This window comes from uncultured Odoribacter sp., assembly GCF_937966165.1.
GTDB lineage: Bacteria > Bacteroidota > Bacteroidia > Bacteroidales > Marinifilaceae > Culturomica.
This window is the reverse complement of the sequence record NZ_CALCLB010000012.1, coordinates 293320-311404: the sequence shown is the minus strand read 5'-3', so window position 1 is coordinate 311404 and position 18085 is coordinate 293320. Positions and strand designations below refer to the sequence as shown.

Annotated in this window: 14 protein-coding genes; 7 read left to right on the top strand and 7 right to left on the bottom strand. The window is 40.0% G+C overall.

Features of this window, described 5'->3' with window-relative positions:
• Nucleotides 1-35: 35 nt before the first annotated feature.
• The 3 genes from glsA to Q0465_RS05065 all read right to left on the bottom strand — a co-directional run bounded on the left by glsA (nucleotide 36) and on the right by Q0465_RS05065 (nucleotide 4082).
• Nucleotides 36-998 carry a glutaminase A gene (glsA, locus tag Q0465_RS05075; RefSeq protein WP_298613687.1) on the bottom strand — a complete coding sequence of 321 codons (963 nt, stop codon included), beginning with the start codon at nucleotides 996-998 and terminating at the stop codon, nucleotides 36-38.
• Nucleotides 999-1003: 5 nt separating this feature from the next.
• Entirely contained in the window at nucleotides 1004-2773 is a 1770-nt protein-coding gene (gene gadC / locus Q0465_RS05070) for a putative glutamine/gamma-aminobutyrate antiporter GadC (protein ID WP_298613685.1), read from the bottom strand.
• A 106-nt stretch (nucleotides 2774-2879) separates the two neighbouring features.
• Complete coding sequence (locus Q0465_RS05065) at nucleotides 2880-4082, bottom strand: MFS transporter (RefSeq protein ID WP_298613684.1); 1203 nt, start codon at nucleotides 4080-4082, stop codon at nucleotides 2880-2882.
• A 213-nt stretch (nucleotides 4083-4295) separates the two neighbouring features.
• Here Q0465_RS05065 and Q0465_RS05060 point away from each other — a divergent pair, with 213 nt between their 5' ends.
• Both Q0465_RS05060 and Q0465_RS05055 read left to right on the top strand, forming a co-directional pair.
• Entirely contained in the window at nucleotides 4296-5762 is a 1467-nt protein-coding gene (locus Q0465_RS05060; RefSeq protein ID WP_298613682.1) for a bifunctional UDP-sugar hydrolase/5'-nucleotidase, read from the top strand.
• 349 nt (nucleotides 5763-6111) lie between these two features.
• A complete protein-coding gene (locus Q0465_RS05055; RefSeq protein WP_298613680.1) occupies nucleotides 6112-7614 on the top strand; it encodes a radical SAM protein in 1503 nt (500 codons plus the stop codon).
• Here Q0465_RS05055 and Q0465_RS05050 read toward each other — a convergent pair.
• Entirely contained in the window at nucleotides 7611-8825 is a 1215-nt protein-coding gene (locus Q0465_RS05050) for an SAM-dependent methyltransferase (protein ID WP_298613678.1), read from the bottom strand. The two genes, Q0465_RS05055 and Q0465_RS05050, sit on opposite strands and share 4 nt — an antisense overlap.
• A gap of 74 nt (nucleotides 8826-8899) precedes the next feature.
• On the bottom strand, nucleotides 8900-10315 hold the full coding sequence (nhaD, locus tag Q0465_RS05045) for a sodium:proton antiporter NhaD (protein ID WP_298613676.1): 1416 nt from the start codon (nucleotides 10313-10315) through the stop codon (nucleotides 8900-8902).
• Nucleotides 10316-10439: 124 nt separating this feature from the next.
• On the opposite strand from nhaD, the gene Q0465_RS05040 reads away from it, so the two are divergent.
• Complete coding sequence (locus Q0465_RS05040; RefSeq protein WP_298613674.1) at nucleotides 10440-10832, top strand: hypothetical protein; 393 nt, start codon at nucleotides 10440-10442, stop codon at nucleotides 10830-10832.
• A gap of 123 nt (nucleotides 10833-10955) precedes the next feature.
• Entirely contained in the window at nucleotides 10956-11486 is a 531-nt protein-coding gene (locus Q0465_RS05035; RefSeq protein WP_298613673.1) for a hypothetical protein, read from the top strand.
• A gap of 92 nt (nucleotides 11487-11578) precedes the next feature.
• On the opposite strand, the gene Q0465_RS05030 is transcribed toward Q0465_RS05035, so the two are convergent.
• Complete coding sequence (locus tag Q0465_RS05030) at nucleotides 11579-11959, bottom strand: helix-turn-helix transcriptional regulator (RefSeq protein WP_298613671.1); 381 nt, start codon at nucleotides 11957-11959, stop codon at nucleotides 11579-11581.
• Between the two features lie 553 nt (nucleotides 11960-12512).
• Between Q0465_RS05030 and trxB the strand changes: the two genes are divergently transcribed.
• Both trxB and Q0465_RS05020 read left to right on the top strand, forming a co-directional pair.
• Nucleotides 12513-13481, top strand: coding sequence for a thioredoxin-disulfide reductase (gene trxB, locus Q0465_RS05025; RefSeq protein WP_298613669.1), 969 nt, complete (start codon nucleotides 12513-12515; stop codon nucleotides 13479-13481).
• 547 nt (nucleotides 13482-14028) lie between these two features.
• On the top strand, nucleotides 14029-15807 hold the full coding sequence (locus tag Q0465_RS05020; protein ID WP_298613667.1) for a BACON domain-containing carbohydrate-binding protein: 1779 nt from the start codon (nucleotides 14029-14031) through the stop codon (nucleotides 15805-15807).
• A 77-nt stretch (nucleotides 15808-15884) separates the two neighbouring features.
• Here Q0465_RS05020 and Q0465_RS05015 read toward each other — a convergent pair whose 3' ends face one another.
• Nucleotides 15885-16871 carry a DUF2027 domain-containing protein gene (locus tag Q0465_RS05015; protein ID WP_298613665.1) on the bottom strand — a complete coding sequence of 329 codons (987 nt, stop codon included), beginning with the start codon at nucleotides 16869-16871 and terminating at the stop codon, nucleotides 15885-15887.
• A 141-nt stretch (nucleotides 16872-17012) separates the two neighbouring features.
• Between Q0465_RS05015 and Q0465_RS05010 the strand changes: the two genes are divergently transcribed.
• On the top strand, nucleotides 17013-17861 hold the full coding sequence (locus Q0465_RS05010; RefSeq protein ID WP_298613663.1) for a phospholipase A: 849 nt from the start codon (nucleotides 17013-17015) through the stop codon (nucleotides 17859-17861).
• Nucleotides 17862-18085 lie beyond the last annotated feature (224 nt).

Genomic DNA, 18085 nt, shown 5'->3' with positions numbered 1-18085 from the left:
AAGAGAAAGCAATAAACAGGGCCTGTTCCTGATTTTTACATTTCTATTTCTATATTGTTGTTCCGGAATATGTTCAAGCCCAATTTCTGAGTGATATATTTGATTACGGCCTGGGCTTTTACGGAATTACCTGCATCGTCCAGAGGGGGTGCAAATGCTGCGATACCGAAAGCTCCGGGCATAATTCCGAGTACTCCTCCTCCGACTCCGCTTTTAGCGGGGATTCCACTGGTATACAGCCAGTCGCCAGTATGTTCATAGAATCCGACAGTTGCCACTAAGGACGTAATTTTAGGTGCCAGTTCCGGTTCAAAAACCTGTTCTTGAGTCACCGGATTCAGACCGTCGTTGGCCATCGTACAGGCTGCAATAGCCAGTTGTTTGGCTGTTACCCCCATCGAACATTGGCGGGTATAGAGGTCCAATGACATATCGGGATCGTCATAAATGCGGTTGTAATTTTTCAACAGCCAGGCAATCGAGCGGTTATTGAAATTGGTGGCTGTTTCCGATTCGTATAACTCGTCTAATAAAACCAATTCGCTTCCGCTCAGGGCTGCCATATTATCTGTAATCGCTCCCCATTTGCCGTTGCTGTCGCCCAATGGTTTTACCATGCTGTCGGCAGTAATTGCTCCGGCATTGACCAAGGGAGTACTGGGGTGATCTTTTTCCAGTAAGATCGCCATTATCGAATTAAAAGGCAAACCGGTAGCATCGGCCCCGATTTTATTCAATATTTCTTCAGCTCCGTATTGTTTCAGGACCAACACGGCTGTATAGACTTTTGATACGGATTCGATACCGAACACGAAATCTGTATCACCCGCTTCTATGACTTCTCCGGTGGGCAGGCAAACTGCCACACCGAAAAGTTTGGGATCTATTTTGGCGAGAAAAGGAATATAATCGGCATTTTTACCTCCTTCCATGGTTTTGACTTTTTCATAAGCCTCTTTTACGACATTCCGGAGATCCTCTATTTTTATTTTATTCATGTTGTTTATTTTTTAGAGTTAGTGTTATCTGTATTATTATGAGATGTATTACCCGGTTTGTTTTGATTGGAGTTTGCTGACTTATTTGCCGGGGGTGTTTTGGTATCCTTACTGGGTGTTTTCTGTCCGGCATGCTGGCTTTGTTGATAACCTTGTTTATCGGCTTCACTAACGGTCGTATTCCGTGTATTGGAAGCTGTCCCTGACGTTACATTGGAAGCAATTGTATTAGCAGGGGAGCTGCTTATATGCTGGGCTGCTGGTCCGGCGTTATCTACGGGAGCTGCTGCTTGTGCTGCTGTAACGGGGGAGGTTTCCCAATGGAAAGGTTCAATTTTTGCATTCGGGTCTTTCCAGGACGGTTTACGTAAAGAATAAATAATCAATGGAATAGCTACGAAGATTACACATCCTATAATGAGGACAGTAAACCAAACGGTGTTGCTTCCGGTATTGATTTGGGAAGGCGGAATAAAGCTCAGGATGAAGGCCAATAAAGCTCCCAGGAAACCGATTCCGGCAACGATCCAGATCAGTCCGTTCCCGTTCCGTCCAATGGCAAAGGGACGGTCTGCTTTCGGCATCCGGTAACGTAAAGCTATAGCTGCGGTAAACATCAGCATATACATGATCAGGTAAAGCAATACCGTCAATTGAGAAAGCATCTGGTAGAAAGACTGTACGGAGGGCATTACCACGAATAACAGGGATAATAAAGTAACAATACATCCTTGTATGATCAGAATATTTTTTTGTACGCCGACTTTATTGGTTTTTTGGAAGAAACGGGGAAGGTAACCGGCTTTCCCGACAGCGAAAATACCTTTTGAAGGACCTGCTACCCATGTAAGTACACCGGCCAATACTCCGAACATTAAAGCGATAGCGATAATAGGAGAAGCCCAATGGAGGTGGAGGTAATTCAGGTAATTATCAAAACCTACCAATAAACTTTGGGTAAGGTTAATGTCTTTTGCGGGAATGATCAATCCCAGCGAGAAAGTTCCTAATATAAAAATTACGACGATGATAATGGCACCGATAAAAATAGCTTTCGGATAGTTTTTACTGGCAGGGGGTTGTACGTCCATAACGTGGATACCCGACATTTCCATACCTGCATAAAACAGGAAAATACTGGAGGCTAAAACAAGATTGTTAAAATTTGATAAATCGGGGAAAAATCCTTGGCTCATATCCATATTATTATGTCCTCCTGTAGCCAGATAGATAATACCGAATAAGATAAGAAGACCGGCGGGTATAATTGTACCTACCGTCGCTCCGATTTTGGAAATTTTACTTACCCATCCCAGCCCTTTTAAAGATATGAAAGTAGCTACCCAATAAATTACCAATACGGTAACCAGGGTGAAGACTTTATTGGAAGCCATTAAAGCATCTTCAGAAGTATTCATTCCGATATAAGCGATAGATACTGCACCGAATGTCAGCACCGTAGGATACCAGATTGTACTTTCAATCCATTGCAGAAAAATAGCCAGGAATCCGTAACGTTTACCATAGGCTTCTCCGACCCAGCGGAATACACCACCTTCTTTATTAGAGAACATTGCAGCCAGTTCGGCGGCCACCAAAGAGGTTGGTATCAAAAATACAATAGCTGCAAAGAGGTAATAAAATGCCGAGCTAAGTCCGTATACGGCCTCTGCTGGAAGTCCCCTAAGGCTGACTACGGCGGCGACGTTCATAATCGCGAGCGTCATCACGCCTAGCTTTGCCACGGTACTTGTTTTTTTCAAGTTTGTTGCCATAATTTGATTTAGATTTAGTTTATAGGTTCAGAATATTATATAATTATTTTCATCTTCATTACCGGGTAAGTACGTAAGAGCTGGTTTTAATGTTTATATCCTTACATTATTTAACGTTATCGTCTTCCTGTATTTGTTTCATACCCAGTGTTTTACTATTGAGACGAAAGAATGCGAATACGGTAAATGCCGATCCTAAAATCAGGCAGAGGATAAAAGGAAAATAGGCAGAATCCATTGAAAGCCAGCTTAAAATAAAGGGATAAGTAATAATGGCTATGTAATTCATGACCATTACGAGCGAAAGGGCATACGTAGCATCGGCGGCAGGTACTTTATTGGCTGTTTTATCGTAGATAATGGGCTGCATTATACCGTATCCCAATCCGGTCAGGATAACACCTAAAGTGAGAAGTAAAATTCCGCTTTTGAAAACAAATAATGCTAGGCCTGCCGAAATGGCTGCAAGGGAGATAACATTCGTATACCCTTTGAACCAGGAGATTACCCGGTTAATATCGAATCCCGGTAAGGTGACAGCTAAAAAGAAAATGGAAATAAGGGTACCGGATTTTTCAGCATTCCCGATGTGTAAATTTTGCATATACAGCGAAAGGTTAAAGGGAACGGTGAGTACAATAAAGGTAATAAAATAATACAATAGCATAATTTTTACCGGCCATTTCAGCCGGGAGTGTGAAGCCGTTAGCGGTTTTGAACGGGCGGTTTGTACATAGGGAGGAGTATTGTCCAGAAAAAAAGCAAAGAAAAGAGAAATCCCGGAGAAACAGTATACCAAAAACGAATAATGCCAGTCAATACCGGCTAAAAATCCGGAAAGTAAAGTAGCTAAAACGAGGGTCAGATTATTGATGGCGGAGGCGATACCTAACTGACGTGTGCGGTAGGATCCTGTAAAATAATCAGCAATGAGCCCTGTTGAGAAGGGGATCACCATGCCGGCTCCGATACCTAAAAAAGCACTGACGACCAAAAGTAAATTCAGGGTATGGACAAAAGGATAAATAATACTGCATATAAAAAAGATGGCGAGTCCTGCAATTAACAGTTTCTTTTTATTTAACCGCAGAGAAAGCCGTCCTGCTATCAGAATAAAGGGGACAATAATAAAAGAAGGGAGTGATTCAAGCATCTGTAGATGGAGATTGCTGGCTTTCCGGAATACCGTTTCCAGATCGCCGAGAATAGGAGAAATAGCTAAGCCTGGAAGGGATGTGACCATGGAAATAGAATAAATAGCTAATAAAACCGTTATTCCGATTGTACCTCGTCCTGTTTTTATTTTCATGCTTAAGTGTATGATTTTTAACGAATTCATTCGTTTTATAAAAGAAAATACAAGCCTCTTCTCTAAAATTCCTGTGTGTGGAATTTTCGTATTGTATAACTTTTAATAAAATGCCGCTAATTTTATTTACCGGCACAGACATATACGCGAAAAAAGCGGGAAAAGTTGATTTTTTATTATTACTTTCGAGGAGTAAAATAGAAATTATATATTATGTTATACAGAAAAATTTATTTTGTCGTTTTTATCCTGCTTTTTACAGTATTTTCAGCCTGTCAGTCAGATAAAAACATGACTTCCGGTACCACCCGGGTGGTGATCATTTCGACGAATGATATTCATGCTCAGATTGACCATTTCCCGAAATTTGCGACTTTTTTAAAGCAAATCAGGGCAGAAAATCCTCATGTGCTTTTGGTAGACGGGGGAGACCGTTTTTCGGGAAATGTGTATGTGGATAATGCTAAAGAAAAGGGAAAACCGATGTTTGATTTAATGGGTAAGCTGGGATATAATGTCGCTACTTTCGGAAACCATGAATTCGATTACGGGGAAGCTGAATTGAATAAAAGAATTTCGGAATCTTCTTTTCCGGTTATTTGTGCAAATATACAGACGAAGGGAACTCCTTTGGAACAACCGGATCCTTTCCGGATTCTGGAGGTTGCCGGTATTAGATTTTGTTTTTTGGGACTGTTGGAGACGAATGCTGTAACCCGTATCCCGGCTACAAACCCTGATAATGTAAAAGGGATTACATTCCGCTACCATAAGGCTGTTGCCCTTGAACATAAAAAATTAAAGAATCAATGCGATGTATTTATCGGTTTAACGCATATCGGGTTTACTGCCGATTCCTTACTGGCGGTAGCTATGCCTGAACTGGATGTCATCATTGGAGGGCATTCCCACACTTTGATCGAAGATCCCCGGGTAATTAATAATGTGTTGGTGAGCCAGACCGGTTCGAATTTACGGTATGCCGGAGTAACCTATTTAGATTTCAAAGGAAAAAAATTGATAAATAAGACTTATAAAGCTGTCAAACTGGATGATTTCGGTGAGGATGCAGACATGGAGGCTATGGTCCGGGAGATTTCTAACCATCCGGAATTTAAAGAGAAAATCGGTATCACTTCGAAAGGATTAAAATATAAAGAGAATGTGGCTAATCTGGTTACCGATGCGATGAGTGAAGCTGCGGGCTGTGATTTTGCTTTTTACAATAGCGGAGGGGTGCGTTACAATTCTATACCTGCAGGAGATATTACCCGGGAAACAATCTACCGGATAGAGCCTTTTAATAATTATATTGTCAGGCAGAGGCTGACACTGAACGAGATCAAAGAATTGATATTGAACCGTTTTAACGGTTTGAAAAACCGGGAAAACCGGCGGATTGATTTATTTGTTTCCCGGGGAAGGTATACGATTCTGAAAGATGAAAACGGGGATGGCGTAGATGTGGTATTTGTTGATAAAAACGGCAATAAACTAAAAGATCCCCAGCAGGAATTTACGATAGGTTTGAGTAATTATGTAAACAGTGCGTATGACTTTGCGGGAAAAGGGAAAGGGGAGAATACACATATTTATATAGTGGAAGCCATAGAGAAATTCGTTAAAGCCCGGGGAGATGTGAATTACCAGGAAAGGAGAACCTTTATCAATAAAAAGTAAATTCCCGTTGACTTAAAAATACAAGTGCTCAAAGAGCAGCTATAAGATGATATTTATTCTAAAGATTAACGGCATTTCCGGTAAGCTGAATATCCTTCCTGTCCGGATGAAGGGTAAATCCGTTCTGAAATGCCGTTAATCCTTTTTATATAGGGAGCAATCTTCCGGTAAACAATTGATGTATACCTTTTTCATTCCCTGTTTATGAAAAACTTTAATTTTGACGAAACAGGGGAAGACGTTTGTTTTTCGCTTGGGGCTCGTATGAATAGATGAAACTTATTTGTGGTTTATGCGTTTATAGGAAAAATTAGGAAGACAGATTTAACTATAAATAAATTCACTACTAATGAAGACATTTAAGACACAAATGCAAGCCTTTGCGATGAAGAAATTGCTCAAATATGTAGAGAAAGATCCGGAACAAAACGCATCCAAGGCTTTAAAATGGATTAAAAAGATTGATACGGACGGCACTTACGGTTCATCATGGGATACTTTGGCCGAGTGCTTGAAAGATCCCCAAAATAACTGGACCCGTTTGGTTATGAAAGCGTACAACGAATGGGACCCCTATGTAAGGAGAAAACTCTTTGAAGCGCTGATTTGTAATGCAGCCATTATCGGGAACAGTGCGATAAAGATTACCAGTAAGAAATACGGTGTGAGCGTTCCCTGGACAATTTTAATGGATCCCACATCGGCCTGTAATTTGAAATGTACCGGATGCTGGGCGGCGGAGTACGGTCACCGGATGTCTATGGATTTTGAGACTTTAGACAGGATAATTGCGGAAGCAAAAGATTTGGGGGTATATATGTTTATTTTTTCCGGAGGCGAACCTCTGGTAAGAAAAAATGATATCATTCGTCTTTGTGAAAAGCATCCGGAGTGTTATTTTCTGGCTTTTACCAACGGGACTCTGATTGATGAAGCTTTCGCTGACGAGATGCTGAGGGTGGGAAATTTCGCTCCGGCAATCAGTGTAGAAGGTTATGAAGAAGAGACGGATATGCGGAGAGGAAAAGGTACCTATCAGGCTGTGATGAGGGCTATGAAAATCCTCAAGGAAAAACGTTTGGTATTTGGCATGTCTACCTGTTATCACCGGAAAAATGTAGACGTAGTAGGATCGTCCGAGTATATGGATTTTATGATCGATAAAGGGGCCGCTTTTGTTTGGTATTTTACCTATATGCCGGTAGGGAATGATGCTATTCCCGAATTGATGGTAACGGCGGAACAACGTAAATTCATGTATAATCAGGTGAGGATGTTCCGGAAAACGAAGCCTATTTTTGCAATGGATTTTTGGAACGACGGAGAATACGTGAACGGTTGTATAGCTGGCGGGCGTTATTATTTCCATATTAATGCTAACGGAGATGTAGAGCCTTGTGCCTTTATCCATTATTCCAATGTAAACATAAAAAATATGTCTTTATTGGAGGCCTTGCGTTCTCCTTTGTTTAAGGCTTATCAGCAAAGGCAGCCCTTTAATAAAAACCATTTGCGTCCCTGTCCTTTACTGGACAATCCGGACAGTTTAAAAGAAGTGGTACATGCTTCGGGTGCCCGTTCAACAGATATGCTGAAACCGGAAGACGTAGATGTCTTGACGGATAAATGTCAGGATACTTCCAGAAAATGGGGACATGTGGCAGATAAAATTTGGTATGAACGTCCTGATGTACAAAAAGAAATGAAAAAGGAAGGAGAAGTAACCCCCTTTTATAATGGGGAGACAGACAAGAGAAAAGTAACCGAAATTCCTGAAATTCCGAAAGAAAATCCAGGTAAAACGGAAAAGATTAAAAAAGAAGAGCCTATTGAAATTGAAATCAAAGGTTAGGCTTTTTTACATTCGATGAGAATACGCCGGGCATTCCCGATGGTGGTAGCTAAAAGATACAAATCGCCTCCGTCGGCAATGCCCGAATTTTTTCGGATTTCTGCGACGCTCATGGGAAAATTCCGGACGCTGATATTGGCCTGTGTATATTGCTTTCCCAATTGCCTTAGCTTTTTACGGGAAAATTCCACGACCTGCTTGACCTGAAAAATGCGTCCCGGAAAATGGTTTATTTTTTGATTGGAGGTATAAAGATGACTGTGTATATGCAATTTTTCAATTGAAAACCGATGGCTGACCAGTTTAAAAGCTCCGCTTTTCAAGAGGGCACTATTGGGCTCATACAGGTAGTTTTTCACTGTTTCCGTCAAATGGCAACCGGTTTTTATTTCTTCTCCCCATTGAAAGGAAAAAATTTGAGGGTCTTCCTGAGCAGGGAAATTTACCGTTATGACTTTTACACTTGTATCGGACAATATTTCCCTATTTTCCAATATCAGTAATATTTCCTTGCAGTCGTTTTTAACTGCCAGAATATGAATTTCGACAATCTCCGGAATAAGCTTTATTGTCTCTGCGAGATCTGCCATAGGAGAAATTTTGACGATTATCCGCCGGGATTTTTTTAAAAGCTCGTTTTTTAACTGCAGAATATCCGGTTCGCAGTCTGTCAAAGCGAATAAACGTTTATTACTGCCTGATCTGCGGGCGGGATCGAGATAAAAAGTATCTGCCTGCAGAGAAGGGATGAGTTTTCTTACGTCTGCTTCTATGATTTGAATATTAGGGACATTTAAAAAGGCAAAATTAGAGGCAGCTGCTTTGCAATATTCCGGAAATCGTTCGATATACGTCACTTTTTGGGCTACCTGTGAAAAATACCAACTGTCTATTCCCAGGCCTCCTGTCAGGTCGCATACTGTTTCTCCGCTTAGGAGCGGTTGCTTATAGCGGGCTGTCAATTCCGAAGAACATTGTTCTGCAGCAAGACGGGAAGGGAAAATAAGGTCCGGCAGATTAAACCAGCCCGGCAGTTTTTCCTTGATATGTCTTCTTGCCAATATTTGATCTACAGCGAATGACATGGGGATATCGCTGTACTGCCTGGCATTCAGTAATAACTTGTCGGTATTGTCCCGTAAATGGGTTGCAATGAAATTTTTTAGCTCAGGGGTTAAGACCATGCCGCTTACTGATTTTTCTTCAGGCAAAGATAATAAATTTTGAAACCGGAATTTCTTTATGTAATCCGGAAATAGCCGCTCCTATTTGAGTTGCGGAAATTTTAAAGGGATTTTTGCAGGATATAAATTCCGATACCGGCTAAAAATCCTGCAATAGCGAGCCAGGAGATGTGTTTTACGTACCACATGAAATTGATTTTTTCCAGTCCCATTACCACGACTCCTGCAGCTGAACCGATGATTAGAATACTGCCTCCTGTTCCCGCGCAATAGGCAATTAATTCCCAGAATGTACCGTCCTGTACGAAATTAGACATATAAGCTGCTTCGGGCATGGCTGCTGCTGCTTGCGGGCTGAGTACGGGATACATGCCCATAGAAGCTGCCACTAAAGGGACATTGTCGATAACGGAAGAGAGGAAGCCGATAATAATACTGACAATATATACATTGTGCACTTTCCGGTCCAGAAAAACTGATAGGTCATCCAGTATTCCTATCGCTTCCAATGCTGCTACGGCCATTAAGATGCCGAAAAAGAAAAGAATAGTCGAAAAATCTATTTTGGATAACACCTCGGGAAGCCGGAATTGCCGGTCTGCCGGTATATTTTTTCTGCGGTTATAAAAGATATCCATATAAATCCATAGCAAGCCCAGTGTCAGCAAAATACCGGCGAAGGGGGGCAAGTGTGTGAGTGATTTAAAAACGGGTACAAACAAAAGACAGAGAATACCCAATATAAAAATAGTATTCCGTTCTTTCCGGATTATGGGACTTCCGTTTTCTTCCTTAGCTGCACCGGAAACGGAGGCAATATTTCCCTTTAATTGCAGAGAAACGATCCAGAGCGGCAGGGCAAGGGCTGCTATGCTGGGAAAGAATAAGGACCGCATAATGTTTCCGGAAGTAATATTATCATTGATCCACAACATAATGGTTGTAACATCCCCTATAGGAGTCCAGGCTCCCCCTGCATTGGCTGCAATGATGACAATGCTCCCGAAAATCCATCTTTCCTGGGGGTTGTCAAGCAATTTTTGTAAAAGCATTATCATCACGATGGCAGAAGTCATATTGTCCAGTACGGAAGACATGAAAAAAGTGATAAATCCGATCAGCCACAGTAATTTCTTTTTATTACGGGTTGTAATCTGTCCGGTGATTCCTTCAAAACCTTTGTGTACATCGATGAGTTCCACAATTGTCATTGCTCCCAGCAAATAAAAAAGTATTTCACTGACGTCTCCCAGATGGTCGATAATCTGGAGATTTACAATGTATTTTATGACTTGCTCCGGTTTGGAAAGGGAGAGGTATTCCTTGTGGGCAGCTAAAAATTCGCTGAAAGAAGCAGAATTGGCTTGAATAACTGTGCCTGCGCCGGAAAAGATAAAGAGGGTCCATAAAAGCATGCCTAGTATTAAAGCCACGGCTGCTTTGTTAATACCTGTTTTATTTTCCAAAGCTATGAAGACATAGCCCAGAATAAAAATGACGATCATTATAGTAACCATAGTCAATATATTTGGTCTTTCTCTATACGGAATAGAAAAAGGGGACGTTACAACAGTTTATTTCAAATCTTCTATTTTTTCTTTTATGCAAAATATTTGTATATTTGTTCTATCTTTGCAGAAAATGAAACGTTTGGTTTTGTATATATTATTCGTTTTGGCGGCCGTGTGTTTTTCGGATACGGCTCAGGGGAATAATGGGACATACCCGGATGCATTTAAGGCTGAATTATCTTCGGAGAAGCAGGAGTCTGCAAGCTTATGGGAGTTTATTGCTTCAAATGATGCAGCTGATATCTCTCTTCAGCAACACAATCCTTTTAGTCAGAATAACACTCTGAGGCGAAATCTGCAAATACGGATTTTGCAAGCGAAGTTATTATTTTATTTATCTGAGGACTTAAGATCTTTTTCGTTAGAAGCTTTTCGTACTTCTCTTTCTCTCTACCGGAATTATTTTGCGCAACAGAAAATGTGCGGATATTACATTTACGGGTTGTGCAAAATCATTATTTAGTTTTTTAAAATCATTTCCTTTTATTTTAGTAAACTGAATTTTAATATTTTCCGAATATCTGTTCCGGGATTACTATGGGTAAATTCCGGGAAGGATACCGGACAAACCTTAACGAATCTGAAGATGTCAAAATATAAAACAATAACAGAAGATATAGAAACTGTAACAAACAAAGAAGTTGTTAAACAGAATAAAGTTTCCCTGATCGCTTTGGGACTGGTAACGGTTGCCATCTTGTTTACGGTGGGAGGATGGTCGATCGATGATCCGAACTCGTCCATGTCTACTTTTTTATATACTGCGGCCGTTTTTCTTTTTTTAGGAGGAATCATTAAATTTTTTATGGGGAGAGAATCCTATCTTTTCCGTCCTACAGGCAGTCATTTACAAAAAATGACAGTCTATTTTGATTCCAAAGAAAGTCAGCCTTTACAATACTGTATTGAAGAGAAAAGATTTGAAGATTTGAAGCAATTGAAAAGGCAGATCAATACGGGCGTAAAATTGGACGTTATGATTGCCGGCGACAAAAAATTTGCTGCCGTACAACTTTCGGAATACGTTCCTTATGCTTACGAAGCTATTTCTCCTGTCATTTGCTATTATGGGGAAGAAGCGAAGAATTTTTCCCGATATTTGGGGAATTGTAAATAAGCCGGTAAGTTAAATCCAAAAGCCTGAAAAATTTTTTAATTTTTCAGGCTTTTGGTATAGAATAAACTATTGAATCGGATAAAGGAACGTTTTTAATTCTGAGAAGGAATATCGGGGATTTTCCGGATTAACAGTGTAATTTGCATATCTTTTTCGCGTATACTTTCATGCTGACTTTCCAATAGATTGATTAATTTCCGGATCATCTGCTTGTCATCGATATCTGTTGTCGTACGGTTATAAGTAGTCTGGGGTTCTTCGGTAATGTATTTGGGACCGTCACCGGTTTGCAGCCATGCTTTATTGACTCCCAAAAGTTTACAGAGTACAGTTAATTTCGTAGAATCAGGTTTTGTTTTTCCTTTGATATAATTGGATACAGTACTGGCAGATATATCGATGGCTTTAGCGATTTTATACTTGGATATACGCTGTTCCTCAATAATACTTTGTAAACGTTCTGGAAATCCCATAATTCTTCAAATTAGATTAAATATAAAATTCAATGAAAATAATCCAATATTTATTTGCATGTAAACAAATATTGTATTATATTTGTAAATTGCTTATATACAAATATAGTTATAAACAGTTATATTTTCAATAACTGGAGGGATTTCAATTGCATAATTAATATCAACTGTTTGATTTATAATTTTTTTGAAAATTTTTTTTTATTTATCATAATAGATTTGGCAGGCAATTAGAGGTTGTATTCTCTCTTAATTTATGTATTTTAAATCGTATTTAATCTTTTTATAAATATTCTTTTCTAATCCAAAATTGGATGATTTGTAAAGTGTTTTTCCAGAATTTTATTTCATTTTTCTGTCTTTCTCTTTTCTTTTTCATTTTCTTTGGATATTTCGCATTGTTTTCATATTTTAGGGGAAAAGCGGGGGAAGGAGTACGGCTTTTCACTTTTTAACTTTTTTTTAAAAGGTATACCGGAAAAGAAAAATGGGATTCAGATTTTAAATTAATAGTTTTGTATGACTGAAATAACAAATCATAAATAAAAGAAATATGTCACTAGAAAATCCGATAGAAGAGGTTAAATGTTTGATCATAGGTTCTGGTCCGGCAGGCTATACAGCTGCCATATATGCTGCCCGTGCGAATTTGAAACCTGTATTGTATACGGGAATACAAATGGGGGGGCAACTGACGACGACGACTGAAGTGGAGAATTTTCCTGGGTACCCGGAAGGGATTACGGGGCCGGTAATGATGGAGGATATGCGTCGGCAGGCAGAACGTTTCGGAACGGATATACGTTTCGGAGTGGTGGATGAAGTTGATTTTTCAGCCCCTCCTTACCGGATAGTGGTCGATGGTGAAAAGCAGTTGTTGGCAGAAGCGGTCATCATAGCTACCGGTGCTACTGCCAAATACCTTGGAATTCCTGCTGAAGAGCGTTTCAAAGGGGTAGGTGTCAGTGCTTGTGCAACCTGTGACGGATTTTTTTACAAAGGAAAGGACGTCGCTGTAGTGGGCGGGGGAGATACGGCTTGTGAAGAAGCTACTTATTTAGCCGGTATATGCAGGAAAGTCTATATGATTGTCCGGAAAAATTACCTGAGGGCTTCCAAAGCCATGCAGCAAAGAGTCAGTAAAACCCCCAATATTGAAATATTATACGAGCATAATACCAGAGATTTGTATGGAACAGATATGGGATTGGAAGGGGCTCGGTTGATTTACAAAATGGGTACTCCGGAAGAAAAAGAACACGATATAAAGATTGATGGGTTTTTCCTGGCTATCGGACATACTCCAAATACCGGAATATTCAAAAAATATATACATACGGACGAGCAGGGATATATACTGACAGAAGGAAAAACTTCTAAAACCAATGTCCCGGGAGTCTTTGCAGCCGGCGATGTCATGGACCCCGAATACCGTCAGGGGATAACTTCTGCCGGGGCAGGTTGCCGGGCTGCCATAGATGCGGAGAGATATCTGGCTGATTTGGAAATTAAAAACTTATAAACGGTTGTAGCAGCATATTTACAAACGAATTTACAGAAAAGAAAAGATCCTTACGGATCTTTTTTATCCTACCGATCAAATTATAAAAATAATATAAATATTATTTATTTTTACTAATTAATATAAAGCGAATACGGCATATATTTGATTTTTAGTTATTAATAATGGATATAAATAATCTGGCTAACTCGTTTATTCTGACGAATAAAAAGAAAGGAAGGGGGAAATCTTAGTGAACAAATCAGAACAAAAACTTTAAAAAAGTAAAAAGTAGGCGGAAGAATAGGGAAAAGGAGGGCCGGAATTGGAAGAGAAGTGCATTTTTTTAATATAATTATTTCTTTAGATTTGTGAAGAGGATAGAATCAAGGGCAGAAATAGTTACTAATTATAATATTCCGGCTGAAATTTCTAATAAAAAGAAAATCAGAAGGGAGTTGTTAATAAAAAAGCAGAAGAGAGGAAAGGATTGTTTCCAGGGGATTTTAGAAAAAAGGTAAAACTTAATCTTTTTATAAATTATTTGTCTAATTAAAACCTAACCGTTATGAAAAAATTGTACGTAATTTTTATTTTACTTTTCGCTTTTATTGCCTGCGAGGACGATGATAAAGATACTCCTTTGTTTATACAACTTACTAGTGAAGACGGGTCGGTGGAGATTGGTCCGGACGGAACTTCTGCTTCTTTTACCATTGCTGCTGCGGGGGGATCGGTTGTATTCAGGTTAAATACCAATATTGTTGAAGGAATTACGGTTTATTCGGATGGGAATGCATGGTGTCAGGCTTCTCTTTCCGGGGATATTTTTACCGTCACTGTAAATGCGCTGATCGGGGAAGAAGAGCGGAGTTGTAAAATGCAAATTATGTATAAAGGGGAAATAAAGGCTACGATTTCGGTTACACAAACTGTAGCAGCCCGCTTGACTTTGAGCCGGGAGGGGGTTCGGTTTTCCGATATGGGCGGTTCGGAAGAAGTAATGGTACGGACCAATCAGGCAAAATGGGAAGTTATCAATGAGAATACCTGGCTGACAGTGGAGAAAAAGGATACGGTATTAACTTTAACTGCGGCTGCGAATGCGACAGGTGAAGAGTTGAACGGTACAGTAACGGTCAGGGCCGGAGAAGGTACGGACATCGTTGAAGCTGTAATAACCGTGGTTCAAAGTAGTGGAAACATGATTTTAGAATATACTCTTCCTCTGGATGGGGCAACCGTGAAATTGCCTTTTGAAAATGCGTTTAAAGCTACTGTTGATTGGGGAGACGGGACAAAGGAAGAATTCGATATGGTTATTAATCCTCTCTCCACTCCTGCACCTACTCATAATTATACGGCAAAGGGAGTATATAATGTAAGTATTTCCGGTACTGCGGAAAAAATGTACAGTGTTTTGGGATTTACTACGGAAATGACGACCTATCTTACTGCGGTAAAACAATGGGGAAATTTGGGACTTACTTCTTTGGAAGACGGGTTTTATGACAATTCGAATCTGAGGTATATTGCTGACAATCCGGGAAATGCTTTTACGGAAGTGGTTTCTTTTAAGAATGCTTTTAAAAATTGTGTGGCTCTGGAATCTGTTCCGGCCAGTCTGTTCAAAAATTGTACGAAATTGGAAGATGTCGGATTTTGTTTTACCGGATGTAAATCCTTGACAGAATTTCCGGAAAAACTGTTTAAAGACTGTCCTGAAATTACAATCTTCCGGAGTTTTTCTGCTTCCAATACGGCTCTTACTACTATTCCGGCTGATTTATTTGCTTATTCTCCCGAAGCAGTGGAGTTTAGTAATGTATTTTCCGGTTGTACGGCTTTAACAGAGGTCCCCGGCGAGCTGTTTAAGTATTCCACTAAAGCGACGAAGTTTACGTACTGTTTTTACGGTTGTAAAAAATTGGAAAAAGTTCCTGCCGGTTTATATGCAGAATGCGTTGCAGCGGAAGATTTTACAAGTGCTTTTTTTGGTTGTGATGTTTTGGAAACGGTGGAAGAAGGGGCATTTACCAATTGTACCTCTGTGACTTCTTATAAATGGCTTTTTGCCAACTGTAAGCAATTGAAAACTGTTCCGGTCAATATCTTTGACAATAGTAAAAAGGTAGCTGATTTCTCCGGCACTTTCCGGGATTGTGAATCCTGGACAGGAGAATCTCCCTACACGCTTGTCGGCGGAGTCAAAGTGCATTTATATGAAAGGGAGAAGTATACAGCTGTTTTTACAGCTCCTAAAAGTTATTCTACCTGTTTCCGGAAATGTACTCATTTATCGGATTATGCGGCTATAGAAAGTTCCTATGTGAATTGGACAAAATAAAACAGGAATATTTATTCTGAAATGAATGCGTATTGAGCCAGATTGCCGCTTCCCGGGAGAAGCGGTAATCTGATTTACTATTTAATGGTTACCAGCGTTGCGCCGTATCCGTATTGTTTAAAAGAAGCATCCTGATGGCGGAAACGTTTATATTTGGTTTGAAGTTCCCATAATATACGCTGGCGGAGAACTCCGTCCCCTTTTCCGTGAATGAATACGATTTTTTGTCCTTTCCGCAATTTATATTCATCCAAAGTCTTATGAAAAACATCCAATTGATATTCAAGTATATCTTTATTTTCCATGCCGGTAGTGGTTTCTAATAATTCATGGATATGTAAATCGACCTCAATTATATTGTTTACGGTCTGTTTCTGTGGTTTAGAGGCGGGAGCCGTTTCTTTTTTTTCTTTTAACGCCTGGGTAATATCCGTATCTTCTACTTCTTTATGGATGGGGATTTCCTTATCCAGGGGGCGTATGAAGGCCATATTTTCAAACCATTTGGTGTGTTGGTAACTCCCTGCCTTGCAGAGGGAGGTTTGCGAATACCGGATTTGGGTGTCAATGGCTTTCCGGGGAATATATTTCCCTTTTTGGTAAAAAATAACCTGGATATGAAAAGCTTTTATCTGGTCCAGGTCTTTGCGGCTGTACAGCCCCAGCGAAAGAGTAGCTTCCGGTCCGCAGTTACCTGCCGAAATCGCCGAATACTGTTCTCCGTTGTAGGTGCCTGCACTATAGAGGCAAGTCAGGGAAGTGTCGTTTATAAAATACACTTCGTATTTACTTTCCGGAAGGTTTTGGAAATTTTCAGGTACCCAGGCCAGGTACAGACTATCTGTTGATTCTGTTCTGATCGCTTTGGCGGACGAGCGGGCGTTACTTTCCGATGCTGTATTGAAATCGGATTGAATGACCACCAGGTCGTTCAGGGAAGCCGGAATTTCAAATCCGTATTCTTCACAATATACATTCACTGTGTTCCGGTCGATCAGTCCCGTTACTTTGCCCTCCAGTTTCTCAGAAATAAATCTGACAATATCACCGATTCTTATATTCATGATGTAAAACGTTATTCTTTTGTTTCCCTATTGAGGTCTGTTTTTCTAAATGAGTTACAAAGTTAGTGTTTTTGGAAAGAATTTCCGCTATAACTTTCTTGCTTTTCAAACGTAAACCTTTTGTCTGTTTAAGTTAAAAATATGGGAAATAAGTTTTTAATTCTCTGTCTTTTAGGATGGCTTGCCGGGAGTGTCACTGTTTATGCCCAGCAGCGGAAATTTTTTTCACAAGGGAACGTATCCCGGGACAGCATTGCGGACGATCTGGGAACCATACCGGCTTTTACGATTTATAAAGACAATTATTTGATTACGGGAACAAATTTTTCCGGCGGGAAAATTACAAAATACAATTCCGATGCCAAACTGCAAATCAGTTTGCGGCACCGGCTTTATAAAAGCATGTTGCCCTGGAGGATTTATTTGTTTTTTACGTATACACAGAAATCTTTCTGGGATATATACCGGAAATCGGCCCCGTTTACGGAAACAAATTATAATCCGACATTGGGATTCGGGCACAATTTCGTTCAGGATAAACGAATTGCTGCGGTGGCATTTCTTCAGTTTGAGCATGAATCCAACGGAAGGGACAGTATTTGGTCCAGGAGCTGGAATAAAATCAGTTTTATGGGTTTGTACGCTTTTAAGCGGAATTATACCTTGCAAGCTAAATTCTGGATTCCGATTATGGTAGCGAAAGAGAATAAGAGTCTGCCCCGTTATGCCGGAATCGGACTCGTGGCCGCTACTTATACCAGTAATAACGAGCGGTTTAATTGCTCTGTCGTAATGATGAAGAGGGGAGAATGGAATTTAAGCGCTAACTGGAAAGTAGAACTGGCATATAAAATTTTCAGGCTGGATAATCAATATGTTTTTCTGCAATTTTACAATGGTTATGGAGAAAGTATGATCGAATATAAATATTTTCAACGTTGCGTACGTGTCGGGATTGTGATTAAACCCAATTCTTTTACTATTTTTTGATTTCCTGAAAAAGTATTCTTCCATGCTTACGGCTTTATTGAAAGGTTTCTGTGTAAAAAAAGTCACTGCCGGAGGTCATCCCAGGCCGCATAAATATTGCACTGCTGACCTGTCGTAACGAGTCTGGCTTTCTGATCCGAATCCTTACCGGAAAACCGGAAAAACTTTTACATCTTTAAGCACCCCTCTTTTCTCCTTCCTTATTTATCCCTTTGAACATTCGA